This window comes from Streptomyces sp. NPDC097640 (assembly GCF_040302705.1).
GTDB lineage: Bacteria > Actinomycetota > Actinomycetes > Streptomycetales > Streptomycetaceae > Streptomyces.
In genome coordinates this window covers 204,676-219,376 of record NZ_JBEOSB010000013.1, presented here as the reverse complement: position 1 = coordinate 219,376, position 14,701 = coordinate 204,676, and the positions used below count along the sequence as shown (strand labels likewise).

Sequence of the window (14,701 nt, the reverse complement as noted above, 5' to 3'; positions counted from 1 at the left end):
CCCGTCCGGTGCCACCGCCGATTACATGATCCGCATGCAGAGACTGATCCCCACGGGAGATCCGGCGCGCCCGGTGGAGTTCGCCGAGGACGCCCAGCCCGTCCCGGCGCCGGACGAGGCGTTGATCCGCGTCGAGGCGTTCGCGCCGAACCGAGGCGAGACGTTCCTCCTCGAACGGCCGGAGCCGAGCCTGCTGCCCGGCAAGGACGTCGCCGGCCTGGTGGTGCAGGCAGCCGCCGACGGCTCCGGCCCACGGGTCGGCACCCGCGTGGTGGGCCACCCGCCCCGGGGAGGGTGGGCCGAGTACGCGGCCGTGCCCACCCACTCGCTCGCCGAACTGCCCGACTCCCTCAGCGCCGTCGAGGCCGCGGCCCTGCCGCTGGCCGGCATCACCGCCCTGCGGCTGCTGCGCACTGCCGGCAGCGTGACGGGGCGGCGGATGCTGGTGACCGGCGCCTCGGGCGGCGTCGGCCACTACGTCACCGAGCTGGCCGCCACCGCGGGCGCGGAGGTCACCGTGGTGACCGCCACCCCGTCGCGCGCCGAGCGGCTGCGCGCTCTGGGCGCCGCGGCGGCCGTGCACGCGGTGGCCGAGGCGCGGGGGCCGTTCGACGTGGTGCTGGAGTCCACCGGCGGCGCCGACCTGCCGGTCGCGCTGTCCAAACTGGCCCCGGGCGGCACGCTGATCTGGTTCGGCCAGGCCAGCCGCACCCCGGCGACGCTGGACTTCTTCGATCTCCTCAACGGCCCGGAAGGCGCCGTCATCCGCCACTTCCACTACGCGGGCCCCAACGTCGGCCCGCCTTACGGCCACGACCTGGCCACCCTGGTGCGCCTGGTGCGCGACGGGCGGCTGCACCCGGAGATCGGCCGCACCGCGGACTGGGCGAAGACCGCCGAGACCCTGGTCGACCTGCGGGAGCGCCGGATCCGCGGCAAGGCGGTCCTCACCACGGGGGTGGCGTCGTGAACGTCGCCGCCCTCGCCGCGGAGAATCTGACGCGCGCCACCGCCGCCGGTCTCGACCCGCATGAATATCAGCGTGTCACCGCCGAATTGACCTCGGCCGACGACTGGGGACAGGCGTTCGTGAGTGCCGCTCGCCGCCACCTCGTACGCGCGGAACAGGCCGCCTCCCCCGTATCGGCGGGCGAGCACTACCAAGTGGCCGCGCGCTGGTTCCACATCGCCACCCTGGGCCCGTACACGGACCGGGCTCCGGCCGAGACCCAAGCCGCCGCCGAGGCCGACGCCGCGATGCGCCGCGCACTGGAGATTCTGGAACCCGGCGCCCGCCGAGTCGACGGGCCCGCCTTCGCCGGCTGGCTCCGCGGCCCGGCCGACGCGCCCGCCACCGTCGTCGTCGTGCCCGGCCTTGACTCCGGCAAGGAGGAGTTCCACGCGGTCACCTCGGCGCTGCTGCGCAGGGGCCTGGCCGTGTTCACGATGGACGGCCCCGGGCAGGGCACACTCGCGGCCACCACGACGGTCCGGCCCGACTATCACCAGGTGATCGGCCAGGTCGTGGACGCGCTCGGCGTCGACCGGGTCGGGCTCATCGGCCTCAGCCTGGGCGGTTACTACGTCGCGCGGAGCGCCGCCCACGACCCGCGCGTGGCCGCCGCCACCACCGTGAGCGGTCCTTCCCGCCTCGACTGGGACGCCTTTCCGCCCCCGCTCCGGAACATCCTCACCCGGCGCGCCGGAGGAGCCCGAGCCGCCCGCGACTTCGCCGACCGGGTCGACCTGTCCGCGCTGGCGCCCCGCATCGCCTGCCCGCTCCTGGTGGTCGACGGTGGCCAGGACGACATCTCGGGAGTGACCTGCGGGGAGCCACTGGCCCGCCTGGCACCGCGCGGCGAGTACCTGCTCGTCCCGTACGGCGACCATCTGCTGGGCAACGCCCACGCGGACTGGCTGCCCACGGTCGCCGACTGGATGTCCGAGGCGCTCGGGATGTGACGATCTCCTGGTCATCGGAGTATTCCCGGGCGGGGCACGGCCTGGCAGAGTCCCGATCATGAAAGACATTCGAAGACAGCAGCTTGGGCTGTTCCCCGGAGTCGCGCTGGCCGCCGCGCTGCCAGGGATAACGCTCGACGAGACCGGCGAGTCCCCGCTGTTCGGTTACTTCTTCGCGTACATCCTCTTCGCGGGCATCAGCACCGCGCTCTGGGCCACGCCCAAGGATCCGTACCAGGGGCTCCTGTTGCCGATCCTGGCAGTCATCGGCCTCATCCAGGACACGCTGGTGTGGTATCTCATCGCCTGGCTGTCCGAGGTCCGTGTGGACAGCGTGTGGTGGGCGCTGGCCGGGGCCTTCGTGGTGCGGGGGTGCTGCTGGGCCGCCGTGTGGATGCTGCCGTCCGGGACGTCCGGGACGTCCGGGACGCCGACACCGGACGGCACGTCGGAGACGTAACGCGCGCCGAGCGCACTCACCCCACCGCCGCCGCCCACTGGTCGACGGTGCTGACCTCGGCCTGCACCGGGAACACCTTCTCGATCAGCAGCCGGTGAACCTCCGGGTCGCGGTCGGCACAGCCGTCGGCCAGCACCGTGAGCCGGTAGTCGAGGTCGGCGGCCTGGCGCAGCGTGGACAGGACGACGCCGCTGGTCGCAAGGCCGGTCAGGACGAGACGGGTGATTCCGGCGGACCGCAGGACCAGCTCCAGATCGCTGCCGGTGAAGGCGCTGACCCGCTTCTTGGTGACCACGACCTCCCCGGGCCGGGGCGCGACGTCGGGGTGGATGGCCGCGTGGGGGTCGCCTTCGGCGAAGGCGCCAGGCGGCAGGGTGCTGAACATCGCATTACGGCCGGACACTTCGGGGTGGCCGGAGCGGAAGCCGATGACCACGTACACGACCGGGATGTCGGCCCGGCGGGCGGCGTCGATGGCGCGGCTCAGGCGGGGCAGGTAGTCGGGGTCGTCCTGGACGCGGGCGACGATGCCCTCCTGGATGTCCATCACGAGCAGCGCGGTGTTGTCGGGCACGTTCACGTTCACGTTCACTGAACCTTTCCATGCATTTAGGTAGGAGAAGAAGACCGGTCGTCGGCCCCGATCCGGCCCAGCGAGCGGTCCACGACCGTGACCGCCAGGAACACGGCGGCGACGGCGAGCATGAGCCAGGCCAGACCGTGCAGCCCGCCGGTGTCGGCGCGGGTGCCGTAGAAGGCGCCGTACGCGCTGGAGGCGACGATCGCGCCGAGGTAGAAGAAGGTGCGCATCAGCCCCGCCGAGGATCCGATCCGCTCCGGGTCGGCCTGGTGGTACACCGCGTTCTGGAGCGCCAGGTTGTTCAGCCCCTGCGGTATGCCGAAGAGCAGCGCGACGGCGATCAGCAGCCACACCGGGCTGTCCGGCCGCAGCAGGAGCATCGTGGCGCACGCGGCGATCTGCCCCAGGGCACCGACGACGAGCTTGCCGCGCACCTCGGGGCGGCGGCCGGTGGCGGTGGACACGGCGATCCCGACCAGGAACACCGGCAGCTGCGCAAGCCCCGCCTGCGATGCGCTCAGCCCCCGCCCCTCCTCCAGCCACTGCGGGTAGCCGTAGAGAAAGGCGTACGACACGACGGCGGCGAGGACGGTACGCCCGTAGGTGAGGACCAGCGGCCGGTTGCCGCCGAGCACCCGCAGATCGATGAACGGCTCGGCCGCCCGCAGCTCCCGCACCGTGAACCCGGCCGCCGCCACCGCCACGAGCACCGGCAGATACCAGTGGTCGGCCCGCGGCTGCATCAGGAACAGCAGCAGCGAGACGAGCGTCGCGGCGAACAGCGCCATCCCGGCCAGGTCCAGCCTGACCCGCTCGCCGCCGCGTTCCGACGGGTCCGCCGGGGGCGCCTTGGGCAGCCGTCGGGCGCCGAGGATCAGACCGGCCACCGCCAGCGGGATGTTGACGGCGAACGTGGTGCGCCAGCCGCCCAGGCCGATCAGCAGCCCGCCCAGGGACGGCCCGATGACGGCGACGGTCTGGTTGGCGACCGCGAGCGCCGTCAGCACCCCGGCGGGACTCTCCCGCCCCGTCCGCCGGGCCTCGCCCCGGATCAGATACATCGCCGCCGGATAGCCCGCGCACGTACCGAACCCCAGCACCACCCGCGCGGCGATCAGCACCCCCAGATTCGGGGCCAGCACCCCCATCAGCCCCGCGATCCCGCCAAGCGACATCCCGGCGAGGAACAGCCGGCGCGGCCCGTAGAGGTCGATCAGTCGACCCACCACGGGCTGGCCTATCGAGGTGGCCAGATAGAGCGCGGACACCAGCCACGCCGTCTGCGCGGGCGGCGCGCCCAGCGCGACGCCGATCGGCACCAACGCCACCGCGACGATCGTGGAGTTGATCGGGTTCAGCACCGAACCCAGGATCATCGGCGCGAGCAGCCTCCGGTCGAAGGCGTCACCCGTCCGTTTCCCGGCCCTCCGCCGCACGAGCCGCGCGATCATGCGCGGCTGAGCCGGTCCAGCAGGGCCAGCGCCTTGATGATGTCCTGCCGCTCCTCTTCCGTGTAGCCGGATTCGAGCGCCTGGGCGAGCCATTCCTCGCCCGCCCGCCGCTTGTCGTCCACGTACGCCGTGCCGCTCGCGCTCAGCGAGATGAGCTGCCGCCGCCCGTCGTCGGGATCGGGCCGCCGCTGGATCAGCCCGCGCTCGTCGAGCACGCCGAGCGTGGCCGCCATCGACTGCGGACGGACGCGCTCGGCCGCCGCCAGATCGCTGGTGGAGGCGGGGCCCTCCTTGCTGAGTCTGCTGAGCACGGCCGTCTGCGTGGGGGTGAGCTCTTCGTTGTCGTACGTCTCCTTGAACCGCCGACGCAGCCGACCGACCACGACCCGGATCTCATGCGCGGCGCGCACGGAGGAGGCGGACATGCCGCGAGAGGTCTCTGCCATGCCTTCACGGTAAATCCTTCAGTCCAGACTGTCCAGCTGAAACTGAACAGTCTGGACTACATAGCTGCTCAGCCGAGGGCAGCGCCGAACCACGTGGGCAGATGGCTGAGCAGGTCCTGCTGGTCCGTGCCCACCCACGCCACGTGGCCGTCCGGCCGCAGCAGTACGGCGGGCACGTCCAGCTCCTCACTGACGTCGACGACGTGGTCGACGCGATCTGCCCAGCCCGCCACCGAGAGCCGGCCGGTCTGGTCGAGGAGCAGGCCCCGGCCGCCGTGCATCAGCTCGTAGAGGCGACCGCGCTTCAGTGTCACGTCCCGCATCCGCCGGCCGAGCAGTTCATGCCCCTCACCGAGGCCGAAGTCGTAGCGGACCCCGATCGCGATGATCTTCTCGATCAGGTGGCGGTTCACGTCCTCGAAGTTCATCAGTTCCGACAGCAGCCGCCGTACTGCCTGTGGACCCGGCTCGGGAGACATCAGCTCCATCTGCGCGCGGGTGCTGTCCAGCACGTCGGCGGCCACCGCGTGCCGTTCGGTGTGGTAGCTGTCCAGCAGCCCCTCCGGTGCCCAGCCGTTGACCTCGGCGGCCAGCTTCCAGCCGAGATTGAACGCGTCCTGGATGCCGAGGTTGAGGCCCTGCCCGCCCGTCGGCGGGTGGACGTGCGCCGCGTCGCCGGCCAGCAGCACCCGGCCGGTCCGGTAGCGCTCGGCCAGCCGGGTGGCGTCGCCGAAGCGGGACAGCCAGCGCGGCGAGTGCACGCCGAAGTCGGTGCCCGCGAACACCCGCAGCTGCTGTTTGAACTCCTCCAGGGTCGGCGGGACCGAGCGGTCCTCGGCCACCCGCTCGGCGGGCACGACGACGCGGTACACACCGCCCCCGAAGGGCCCGAGGCCGAACCTCAGATGGGTCTTGCGGACTTCGGCCACCACGGCCGCCACCGTGGCCTGCTCCACCGCCACCTCCATCTCGCCCAGCAGCGTGTCGTGCCTGGAGGGCTCACCGGGGAAGCCGACGCCGAGCAGCTTCCGCACCGTGCTCCGGCCGCCGTCACAGCCGACGAGGTAGCGCGACCGCAGTCGCGCGCCGTCCGCCAGCTCGACCGTCACCCCGTGCTCGTCCTGGCTCAGCCCGACCAGCTCACAGCCGCGCCGGATCTCGGCGCCGAGCTCGGTGGCGCGCTCGGCCAGCAGGCGATCGGTGGTGGGCTGCGGGATGCCCAGGACGTAGGGATGCGTGGTGTCCAGCCCGTCGGGCGACGGCTTGGTGATAGCGGCGAAGAAGCCGCCGACCGGGTGCTGCCGACCGTGCGCGAGGAACCGCTCCAGCAGTCCGCGCTGGTCCATCACCTCGATGCTGCGCACGTGCAGCCCGAGCGAACGGACATACGCGGTCGGCTCGGCCTCCTTCTCCAGTACGAGCACGTGCACGCCGTGCAGCCGCAACTCCCCGGCCAGCATCAAACCGGTCGGCCCGCCGCCAGCGATGATCACGTCAATCACAAAAATCCCCCATGCCACGAGGTGGAACGTTCTGGCCTCGGCGGAGGATTCTGCGCCACGACCGGGGCCTTGCCGCAAGGCCCCCCATGCGCTATAGGTTGATAGTGGCAGGGAGAGTGTTCTCCTTGCCTTTTGTCGTTAGCTTGACCGGCATGGATCAGAACCAGGTGCTGGAAGCGTTCCGCCTCGAAGCGGGGGAACTCACGAAGGCTGTTGCCGGTCTGTCGGAGGCCGAGTGGGATCGCCCAACACGGTGTGAGCCCTGGTCCGTTCGCGAGTTGCTGGGGCATGTACGGATCGTGATCGCCTGGCTGCCGCAGATGCTGGACAGCCCGGCTCCGGACAGCGCCGAGGTCACGGCGGTGGGGTACTACCGGCCGGACGACCGCTTCAGCCCGCAGACGAACGCCACCCGCATCGACCTGGCCCGCAACCACGCGGCAGAGTGCGCCGACGGCGCCGCCCTCGTCGAGGACTTCGCCGCGACGTGGCAGCGGGTGGACCGGTTGTGCCGGGACCAACCGGAAAACCGTGTCGTGAGGACGCGCCACGGCGACGCGATGCTGCTCTCGGAGTTCCTGATCACCCGGGTGGTGGAGGTCGCGGTTCACGGCCTGGACGTGACGGAGGCGCTGGAATGCGAGCCGTGGCTGACTGCGGAGGCCGGGATGGTTGTGCGGGAACTCCTGCTCGGGCCAGGCCAGTTGGACGCCGTACGCGAACTGGGCTGGGACGAGCCGACCTTCCTGCGCAAGGCCACGGGTCGCGCGGCGCTCGACGCGGCGGAGACCGCGCGGGTTGAGCGGCTCGGTATCCAATGGCTCACGCTGGGCTGACGCCGCACTGGATAGTGAAACCCACAAGATTATGGGCCTACGTGCACATACGCAGCCCAGCGCAACGGGTCTGTCGGGTCATTCAGACGGAGCGCGGCCACAGAAGTATGAAGTGCGCGAGCAGCATTGCGGGCGTCGGGGCGACCGTCGCGGTGGAGAGCGGCATAGACGTCGGTAGCCACATCCGGGGCCGAGCCGTCGTAGATGCTCCACATCGTCGCGATCACATGCCGGTACCCGGCCAACTGCATCGTCGCGGCCAGATGCATCGCCTCGTCGGGAACGTTCACGCCTCCGGTGGCTGTGTCACACGCTGACAAATACGCCAGTTCGGCGTGCGGTAGATGCAGCCCGTGGAGTTCGGCCACAGTGAGCTGCCCGTCGTACAGCAGGAAAGAACTCTGCGACGCATCCATGAGGTTCTGCTCGGCATGGCAGGCGAAGTGGACCCACGAATTCTCGTCCAGAGCCTGTAATACCGCCTCGCGTGTGGCCCTCCGCCCAATCAGTGGAGGCGTGATAGAGACCTTCGGAAGGCGGGCGTGGAGTTCATCCAGTTCACGCTGCACTCCCGGCAGCGACGGCTGACCCGGAGTGTCCGGCATGCCAATGGTCAACAACCCGCCGAATGGTGGGCTTTCCTGCTGATCATCGAGGACGCGACGCAGGGCCGTGAGAGTCGGCGTATACGAGGAGACGACAAGATCGGGCACAGTACGAACCCCGGCCACCCCGGCCACCCCGGCTGCCTCGGCGGAGGCGGAGGCGGAACGATGCCGAGGGTGGTGTCCGGCGGCGTGCAGCGGCAGTAGAGCGAGCCGGCCGGTGGGACACCACCACACGCGCGGCGGCAGCCCGTCCGCGGTGTCCGAGGGGCCGAGGTGGTCCAGCACCGGCCCCGCAATCCGATCCCACAACCAGTCCAGCACGTCGTGCGCAGCATGACGTACGGCTTCCCGATACAGAAAGGGGAGTTCGCGCTGCTCGCTTCGTGAGAGCAGTACGTTGAGGAACGCCACCACCTGCCCCGCCACATCGGCCTGAGCAAGGTCCGGCAGGTCGATGACCTCGAGCGGCGCGGTAGCGTCTCTGAGCAAGAGAGCGTGACAGGCGATCTCACTCACATTGATGATGACGACCGCCCCGTGGCCGGCCGCACGTCTCAGCTCCTCGAATGGCACGGGGGCCAGAAAACGCTCGAACCCTTCCAGCCGACGAACTTGAGCGACGAGATCATCCCATTCACGACACAGCTCGGCACGCTCCTGCGCAAATAGTTCGCGGGGTAGCGGAGACAGTGGGCTGTCCTCGCGCATTTGGGCCATGTTGGGACTCTCAAAAGGCTGTCGAGCATCCAACAGCTCACGTACGCGCATCAGGCCGGCTGCCAGCGTTGGAGCCTTCTTCTCCAGATCCGTCAGATCACCCCGGGTGTGGAGCGACTGGTTCCGGATGATCGTCCGGCCCTGTTCAAGGATCTCGACGGCACGCTCCGGCTCGCCGGCCAGTATGTAGCAGGTGGCCGCATCGGAAGCGAGCCCAGACCATTCGGACAAGTGATTCGCTCGTGCCCTGCCGCTCAGTCCATGCCACGCCAGCTGTGGCAGGAGAAGCACGGCCCGGCCAAACCCCTCTGCCGCGAGAACGTAATCGCCGAGTGCGACAGCTGCCCGTCCCCAGGTAGCGCAGCTTTCGATGCGGTCCGGCAGCGTGGCGACGGTGATGTCCGCAGCCTGGCGGCAGCGCCTGATGCCCTCGCGTGGATCGGCGGGGTCGTGCTTGTGCCGGTATCGCTGTCTCAGGGCTTCACCGAGGCTCTGCAAAGCCTTTGAAAGCCCGATGTCGTCGCCGCGCGCCGCGGCAACGGCCTCCCGGGTGAGGGCCACGGCACGATCAAGATCCGAGCTCTCTTCCCGCTCGAGGACATCGACACCGACGCCGAGCACCTCGGCGAGACCCCCCAGAAGTTTCCCGTACCAACGATGCGTCTTGGGCGTGACGGCTACGGCCTGTTCGGCGTTCTCAATGGCTTCCTTGAGGTCTGCTGGTGATCCCTCGCGCCGGAAGCGGCTCAGCAGCAGGTCAGCGAGCATTGATTGATTGAGCCCCACGTCGGGGTGGTTGCGCGGCGCCGCCGCCACGGCCTCACGCGCCCACATGATCACCTCATCGAGGCCCTCCGTACCGAAGCTCTGCTGCCGGCGAGTGAGCAGCGCCTGGATGAGGTAAGACACGGCCATGGCACGGTGGGGCCCCGGTGAGCCAGGCGGGAACGCCGCGACCGCCTCGGTCGCGAGTCGGATGGCACGGTCCAGGTCGGCCGGTTCCCAAGTGTGCTCGAACCTCAAAATGAAGGCCATGCTGAGGACGGACAATGCAAATGGGTTGTCCTCCGGGGCGGAGACCGCCTCGGTGCCAAGTCGAATGGCTGCGTCGAGATCCTCAGGCGACCTGCGCATGTCGTATCTGACTCGGTATGAGGCCGCGAGATTTCCCAGCAGGCGCCCCCGATCGTCGTCGCGCTCCGCGATCGCGGCCAAGGCCTCCTCCTCGACGCGGATGGCCCTGTCGATATCCGACGGATCCCCAGTCCGCTCGTATCGGAAGTAGAGGGCCGCCCCGAGCTCGGTCAGAATCCGCGCTTGGCGGGTGTCGGAGGCTTCGGCGAGCACCCTCTCCATGATCTCGACGGAAGTGTCCAGATCGGCGGTGTCTCCCAGCAGGTCGTAGCGCGTCCGTAAGCACTTTCTCAGTGTGGTCGTGTAGCCGCCGAGGTCAGCGTCCTCGGGACTCGCTGCTTCAAAGGCAGTCAGGCCCAGCTCTATTGCCTCATCAAGGTCGGACAGGGTGTCCGTGCGCTCGTAGCGAAGAAACAATGCCGACGCCAGACGATCCATCCGGGACACCTGGTGCCGATGTCCGGGCTGCGTTTCGGCCACCGCCTGGCGTCCGGCGAGCACGGCCTGCTCCAGATCGGTCAGCGCACCGCCATGTTTGTAGCGGGACAACAGCGCCTCGCACAGCAACGTCAGACGGCGGGACAGCTCCGGATTCTCCTTGGCCGTGGACTCGAGAGAAAGCTGACGGAGCTCGATGGCCTCGTCAAGATCATGCGACTGCCCGGTGTGCAGGAACCGGGTCCACAGAACGCCGGCAAGCTGGGCCAGGGGCAGGCCCGGCACATCGAGTCCACTGATCGAGAGTTCGAGGGCACGGCGGAAATACGTCACGGTCTCGTCGAGGGTCTTGATGTCCCGCGTTCGCTCGTACTCCTGGTACCGCCGCCTTGCCTTGTCCCGTGCCTCCTCGCCCCGTCGGTCGAGGGTGGCGACGGTCTCGTAGAGATCCGCCGGCACCTCAGCCGGGTTCAGCTCAGCCTTGAGCAGAAGCAGCCTCGCCGCATGGCCGACGTCGGCGTAAGAATCGCTGTCCGCACGGGAACCGTGCCGCCTCAGATAGAACTCCACGAGCGCGTCAAGCGCCTCGACGGAGACGATGCCTTGGCCTGAGCCACCGTCCCGGATCATGAGCGCCTCGAGCTCTTTCGCCTCGTCCAGCGCCGCATCGTCGAGCAGCGCCGACGCATCCCCCTGATCCCTGAACTGCGCCACCCGGGAGAGAAGCGCCGTAATGAGCCGCTCGCGCACGGCATCTACTCTACCGGTGCCAGGTTGCACACGAACGGACGGCAAGTCAGATGGGGGCGATCACAGGATGCCGACGCCTGAGCACAAGAGCAGTGAACCTTGGGAACGATCCTCGGACTTCATATGGACCGGCAAGGCCTACGACCTGTTGGAGCAGGACCTCCTCCACGCCGAGATCACTTTCGCCGGAGGCGTGCTGAGCTCCCGGGTTTGGGGAAGTTGTCCTCGGTGCGCGGGGCCGCTGGACGACAGGCAAGTCCTCACAGCGGTCAGCGACTTCATCACATCCCGCGGCACGGCCGCCGAGGAGTCTTCGGACGGGGAACCGCCCTTTGCGGTCGTCGATGTCACGTGCCACTGCGGTGTGCAGCACCCCAACGCCCCTGAGGAATTGATGGGTTGCGGAGTCAGCTTCCGGGTGGAGCTGGAAGCCGAACGCGACCCAGCCGCTCATCAGGGACAGACATGACCGCGTACCGGCCCAGGCGGCCGACAAGCAGCCCATCAGCCTCCGACCTCGCCGAGCGGGACGCCTTTGCCGCCATGTCGGCCACGTCCCTGGACGTGGTCCGCACCAGCGCCGAGACCTGGAGAAACGGGCTCTCAGCCTTCGTCACCCTGGTCACCACGGGCATCGTGATCAAGGGGCGCGATACGACAGGCGTCTTGTCGACAGGATGGCGGATAGCTGTCACCCTGCTCATCGGCGGCGGGCTGCTCGCCGCGATCCTCGGGCTGTGGCAGGCGCTCGCGGCTCAGGCCGGTACGCGGCCCAGAGCGACCACGCTGGCTGCCATTCACCGCGAGTACAGCTCCGTCGCCGCGTACCAGGTCGCCCTGGCCAACGCGGCCGCCACCCGTGTCCGGCGCGCGCAACACCTTGTTGCCGTCGCGCTGGCCCTCCTGCTCGCCGGCATCGTGGTCACCTGGTGGGCCCCCGCCGCCGACGCCAGAGAGCAGAAGCCTACGTACCTGAAGGTGAGTCACCAGGGGCGGTCCAGTTGCGGAACACTGCGGTCTGCGGATGGCGGATACGTCAGGCTCAAGAGCCCCGGAAGCCATGAACTGGCTGTGATTCCGCTGGTCGAGATCACCAATATGCGATTGGTCAAGTCCTGTGGATGAGCCGGGCAGCACCTTCGGAACCCGTACGTCGCGGGCCCCGCCGGTGTGGGGCCCGTGGCGTACGAGGGTGTCAGCGGTGTGCGGCGAAGCCGACGAACTCGGCCCAGGCGTGGGGTGTGACCGTGAGGATCGGGCCGGTGGTGTTCTTGCTGTCCCGCACGTGGACGGTGTCGGGGCGGGCCGCGACCTCGACGCAATCGCCGCCCTCGCTGCCGCTGTAGCTGCTCTTGAACCACACCAACTCGCGTATGTCCCTGCTCATAGCTCCCCCAGCAACTTCTCGATGAAGATGGACGACTCTCGTGGATTGAGAGCCTGGGCCCGGATGATCCCATATCGGGCGGCGATGATGTGGACTTCTTCCCGGTCAGTGAGCAGGGCACTGCGCCCCTGACCTTCGAGATAAGCGAGTTGTTCGCCCCCCTTGGGAGTCATCAGGGTGAACGGCCCGTCCAGGCCAGCGCTGTCCTCCCGCCCCAGGGGCATCACCTGGATCTCCACATTGCGCTTCTCTCCGACCAGGAGCAGGTGCTCCAACTGCCCACGCAGTACCTGCACCCCGCCAATCGGCTTCCGCAGCACGCACTCCTCAATGACGAAGCCCAGAAGGGGCGCGGGGCGCGCGCCGAAAATCACCTGTCGCTCCATCCTCGCAGCCACCCGCTGTTCGACGATCTCTTCATCCAGCAGTGGACGCCGCATCCCGAGTACGGCTCGTGCGTAGTCCTCTGTTTGCAACAACCCCTTGATCACATGCGTGTCGTACGCCTGAACCTCGGCCGCCACCGCCTCCAACCGCGCCGCGTCGCGGAAGAACGCCGGATACCGCGCCTGCGCAAGCTCCTCCTTCATCGCCGCCAGCACGCCACCCGCGTCCAGCACCTCATCGGCCTTGTCGACCAGCTCCGGCTTGGGGATGCGCCGCCCGCACTCGACCGACGCCACCTGGTCCACGCTGTACCCGATCAGCAAGCCCAATTCCGCTCTGGTGAGCCCGGCCTGCTCCCGGAACAGCTTCAGCTGCTTACCGAAGCCCCTCAAGAACGCGGACCGCTCTGTACCTGCCATGTCGCACCCCTCCCGGCACACATCACGTGTTCGTACAGGCACTGTCCGTACACGCGCGCTTCCTGGTCAGGCTAGGCACAAGCGCACAAGGCTGGCTCCCATGACGACCGAAAATGCCCCCTCACGGGGTACAAGCTCGGAACAGTTCCCTCCAGCGTCCGGCGAGTTCGCCATGCGCTTCACCTCAACCCCACGCGGCGCACGCCTCGCTCGGCGGCTCGTGTCGCACCGGCTTGCCGCGTGGGGCTATCCGTACGATTCCGGCCCCAACGAGACCGCGACGCTGATCACGAGCGAGCTGACCGCCAACGCCGTACGCCATGGCCGCGTCCCCGGGCGCGACTTCCACGTACGCGTGACCGTGCCGCCCGGCAACCCCGACCCCGTGATCCGGATCGAGGTGTCGGACACCCGCGCCGAGAAGCTGCCCGCGCTCACCACCGCCGAGCCGGACGCGGAAACGGGGCGCGGCCTGTACCTCGTCTCACTGCTCGCCGAGCGCTGGGCCGTCGGGCCCCGGCCGGGTGGCGGGCCGGGGAAGACCGTGTGGGCCGAGGTCTCGACCGGCGTCAAGCCGTCGTCGGACTCCGGCCCGCGAGGGGGCTAGCTCGGCGCGTCGGCCGGGGCGGGCTCGGACCCGGACCCGGTGGCCTGCGGAGCAGACGCGCGGGGCGCACGGGGGCGGGAGCGGGAGACGGCCACGCCGGCGAGGCACAGCGCGCCGCCGACCAGGGTCAGCCACGCGGGCACCTCGTCGAGGAACGCCCAGCTCAGCAGCACCACGATGGCCGGGACGGCGTAGGTCGTCGCGCCCAGGCGGCTGGCGGGCATACGGGCCAGGGCGTAGGTCCAGGTGGTGAAGGCGAGGGCGGTGGGCACCACGCCGAGGTAGAGCATGTTGAGCGTCGCGGAGGTGGGGGCGTCCGGCAGTTCGGTGGCCAGTTGACCGGCGAAGGGGAGGCAGGCCACCGTGCCGACCAGGCAGCCGTACGCCGTGATCTGGAGCGGAGTCCCGTACCCGAGCGCGGGCTTCTGGGCGACCACGCCGGTCGCGTACGCCATGGCCGCGAGGAGGCAGAGCACGACGCCGAGCACCGACGTACCGCCCTCGTGGCCGGACGAGGTCGACAGGCCGACGACCACCGCCCCGCCGAAGGAGACGCCCATTCCGGCGAGCAGCCGTGGCGGCAGCGCCTCGCCGAGCAGCCGGGCCGCGAGGAGGGCCATCAGGATCGGTCCGACGTTGACCAGGAGGGCCGCCGTACCGGCGTCGACCAGGCGCTCGCCCCAGTTCAGGGCGACCATGTAGCCGCCGAACCAGACCACCCCCGACACGAGGATGCCGCGCCAGGCACCCCGGGGCGGCAGGCCCTCGCGGCGTATCGCCACCAGGGCGAACAGCACCACCGAGGCGGCCAGTAGTCGGCCGAGCGCGAGCGCGCCCGGGGAGTAGGCAGCGCCCGCGCTGCGGATGGAGACGAAGGCAGATGCCCAGGCGAGCACGGAGAAGGTGGCGGCGCCGGCCGTGAGGACGCCGGGAGAGGCGAGGCGGGAACTCATGCGCGCAGCCTAAGGTCTCAACATTTTGGTGTCCACCGAAATATTCGAACGTGAAAAGTTACGC

Annotated in this window: 14 protein-coding genes; 6 read left to right on the top strand and 8 right to left on the bottom strand. The window is 69.4% G+C overall.

Going from position 1 to position 14,701, the window contains the following annotated elements; genetic code table 11:
* Positions 1 to 34: 34 nt before the first annotated feature.
* The 3 genes from ABTY62_RS22190 to ABTY62_RS22180 are packed head-to-tail and all read left to right on the top strand — an operon-like array spanning position 35 to position 2,422.
* Complete coding sequence (locus tag ABTY62_RS22190) at positions 35 to 970, top strand: zinc-binding dehydrogenase (protein ID WP_352131145.1); 936 nt, start codon at positions 35 to 37, stop codon at positions 968 to 970.
* Complete coding sequence (locus ABTY62_RS22185; RefSeq protein ID WP_352131144.1) at positions 967 to 1,962, top strand: alpha/beta hydrolase family protein; 996 nt, start codon at positions 967 to 969, stop codon at positions 1,960 to 1,962. The genes ABTY62_RS22190 and ABTY62_RS22185 overlap by 4 nt, the downstream gene beginning before the upstream one ends.
* A 58-nt stretch (positions 1,963 to 2,020) precedes the next feature.
* Positions 2,021 to 2,422 (top strand): hypothetical protein, encoded by a 402-nt coding sequence (locus ABTY62_RS22180; RefSeq protein WP_352131143.1) that lies wholly within the window; start codon positions 2,021 to 2,023, stop codon positions 2,420 to 2,422.
* Between the two features lie 16 nt (positions 2,423 to 2,438).
* On the opposite strand, the gene ABTY62_RS22175 is transcribed toward ABTY62_RS22180, so the two are convergent.
* The 4 genes from ABTY62_RS22175 to rox form a co-directional block, all read right to left on the bottom strand.
* Entirely contained in the window at positions 2,439 to 3,002 is a 564-nt protein-coding gene (locus tag ABTY62_RS22175) for a cysteine hydrolase family protein (protein ID WP_352131197.1), read from the bottom strand.
* A 29-nt stretch (positions 3,003 to 3,031) separates the two neighbouring features.
* A complete protein-coding gene (locus ABTY62_RS22170) occupies positions 3,032 to 4,453 on the bottom strand; it encodes an MFS transporter (protein ID WP_352131142.1) in 1,422 nt (473 codons plus the stop codon).
* Complete coding sequence (locus ABTY62_RS22165) at positions 4,450 to 4,899, bottom strand: MarR family winged helix-turn-helix transcriptional regulator (RefSeq protein ID WP_502997498.1); 450 nt, start codon at positions 4,897 to 4,899, stop codon at positions 4,450 to 4,452. The genes ABTY62_RS22170 and ABTY62_RS22165 overlap by 4 nt, the downstream gene beginning before the upstream one ends.
* Before the next feature lie 68 nt (positions 4,900 to 4,967).
* Entirely contained in the window at positions 4,968 to 6,401 is a 1,434-nt protein-coding gene (gene rox, locus ABTY62_RS22160) for a rifampin monooxygenase (protein ID WP_352131141.1), read from the bottom strand.
* 152 nt (positions 6,402 to 6,553) lie between these two features.
* On the opposite strand from rox, the gene ABTY62_RS22155 reads away from it, so the two are divergent.
* Positions 6,554 to 7,237: a maleylpyruvate isomerase N-terminal domain-containing protein gene (locus ABTY62_RS22155; RefSeq protein WP_352131140.1), complete on the top strand. Its 684-nt coding sequence runs from the start codon at positions 6,554 to 6,556 to the stop codon at positions 7,235 to 7,237.
* 29 nt (positions 7,238 to 7,266) lie between these two features.
* On the opposite strand, the gene ABTY62_RS22150 is transcribed toward ABTY62_RS22155, so the two are convergent.
* On the bottom strand, positions 7,267 to 10,884 hold the full coding sequence (locus ABTY62_RS22150) for a CHAT domain-containing protein (RefSeq protein WP_352131139.1): 3,618 nt from the start codon (positions 10,882 to 10,884) through the stop codon (positions 7,267 to 7,269).
* 465 nt (positions 10,885 to 11,349) lie between these two features.
* On the opposite strand from ABTY62_RS22150, the gene ABTY62_RS22145 reads away from it, so the two are divergent.
* A complete protein-coding gene (locus ABTY62_RS22145; RefSeq protein WP_352131138.1) occupies positions 11,350 to 12,009 on the top strand; it encodes a hypothetical protein in 660 nt (219 codons plus the stop codon).
* A 70-nt stretch (positions 12,010 to 12,079) separates the two neighbouring features.
* Here ABTY62_RS22145 and ABTY62_RS22140 read toward each other — a convergent pair whose 3' ends face one another.
* Together ABTY62_RS22140 and ABTY62_RS22135 are read right to left on the bottom strand one after the other, a co-directional pair.
* Entirely contained in the window at positions 12,080 to 12,271 is a 192-nt protein-coding gene (locus ABTY62_RS22140) for a DUF397 domain-containing protein (protein ID WP_352131137.1), read from the bottom strand.
* Complete coding sequence (locus ABTY62_RS22135) at positions 12,268 to 13,077, bottom strand: helix-turn-helix domain-containing protein (protein ID WP_352131135.1); 810 nt, start codon at positions 13,075 to 13,077, stop codon at positions 12,268 to 12,270. The genes ABTY62_RS22140 and ABTY62_RS22135 overlap by 4 nt, the downstream gene beginning before the upstream one ends.
* 172 nt (positions 13,078 to 13,249) lie before the next feature.
* Between ABTY62_RS22135 and ABTY62_RS22130 the strand changes: the two genes are divergently transcribed.
* A complete protein-coding gene (locus ABTY62_RS22130) occupies positions 13,250 to 13,684 on the top strand; it encodes an ATP-binding protein (RefSeq protein ID WP_352131134.1) in 435 nt (144 codons plus the stop codon).
* Here ABTY62_RS22130 and ABTY62_RS22125 read toward each other — a convergent pair.
* Positions 13,681 to 14,637 carry a DMT family transporter gene (locus ABTY62_RS22125; RefSeq protein ID WP_352131132.1) on the bottom strand — a complete coding sequence of 319 codons (957 nt, stop codon included), beginning with the start codon at positions 14,635 to 14,637 and terminating at the stop codon, positions 13,681 to 13,683. The genes ABTY62_RS22130 and ABTY62_RS22125 overlap by 4 nt on opposite strands.
* Positions 14,638 to 14,701 lie beyond the last annotated feature (64 nt).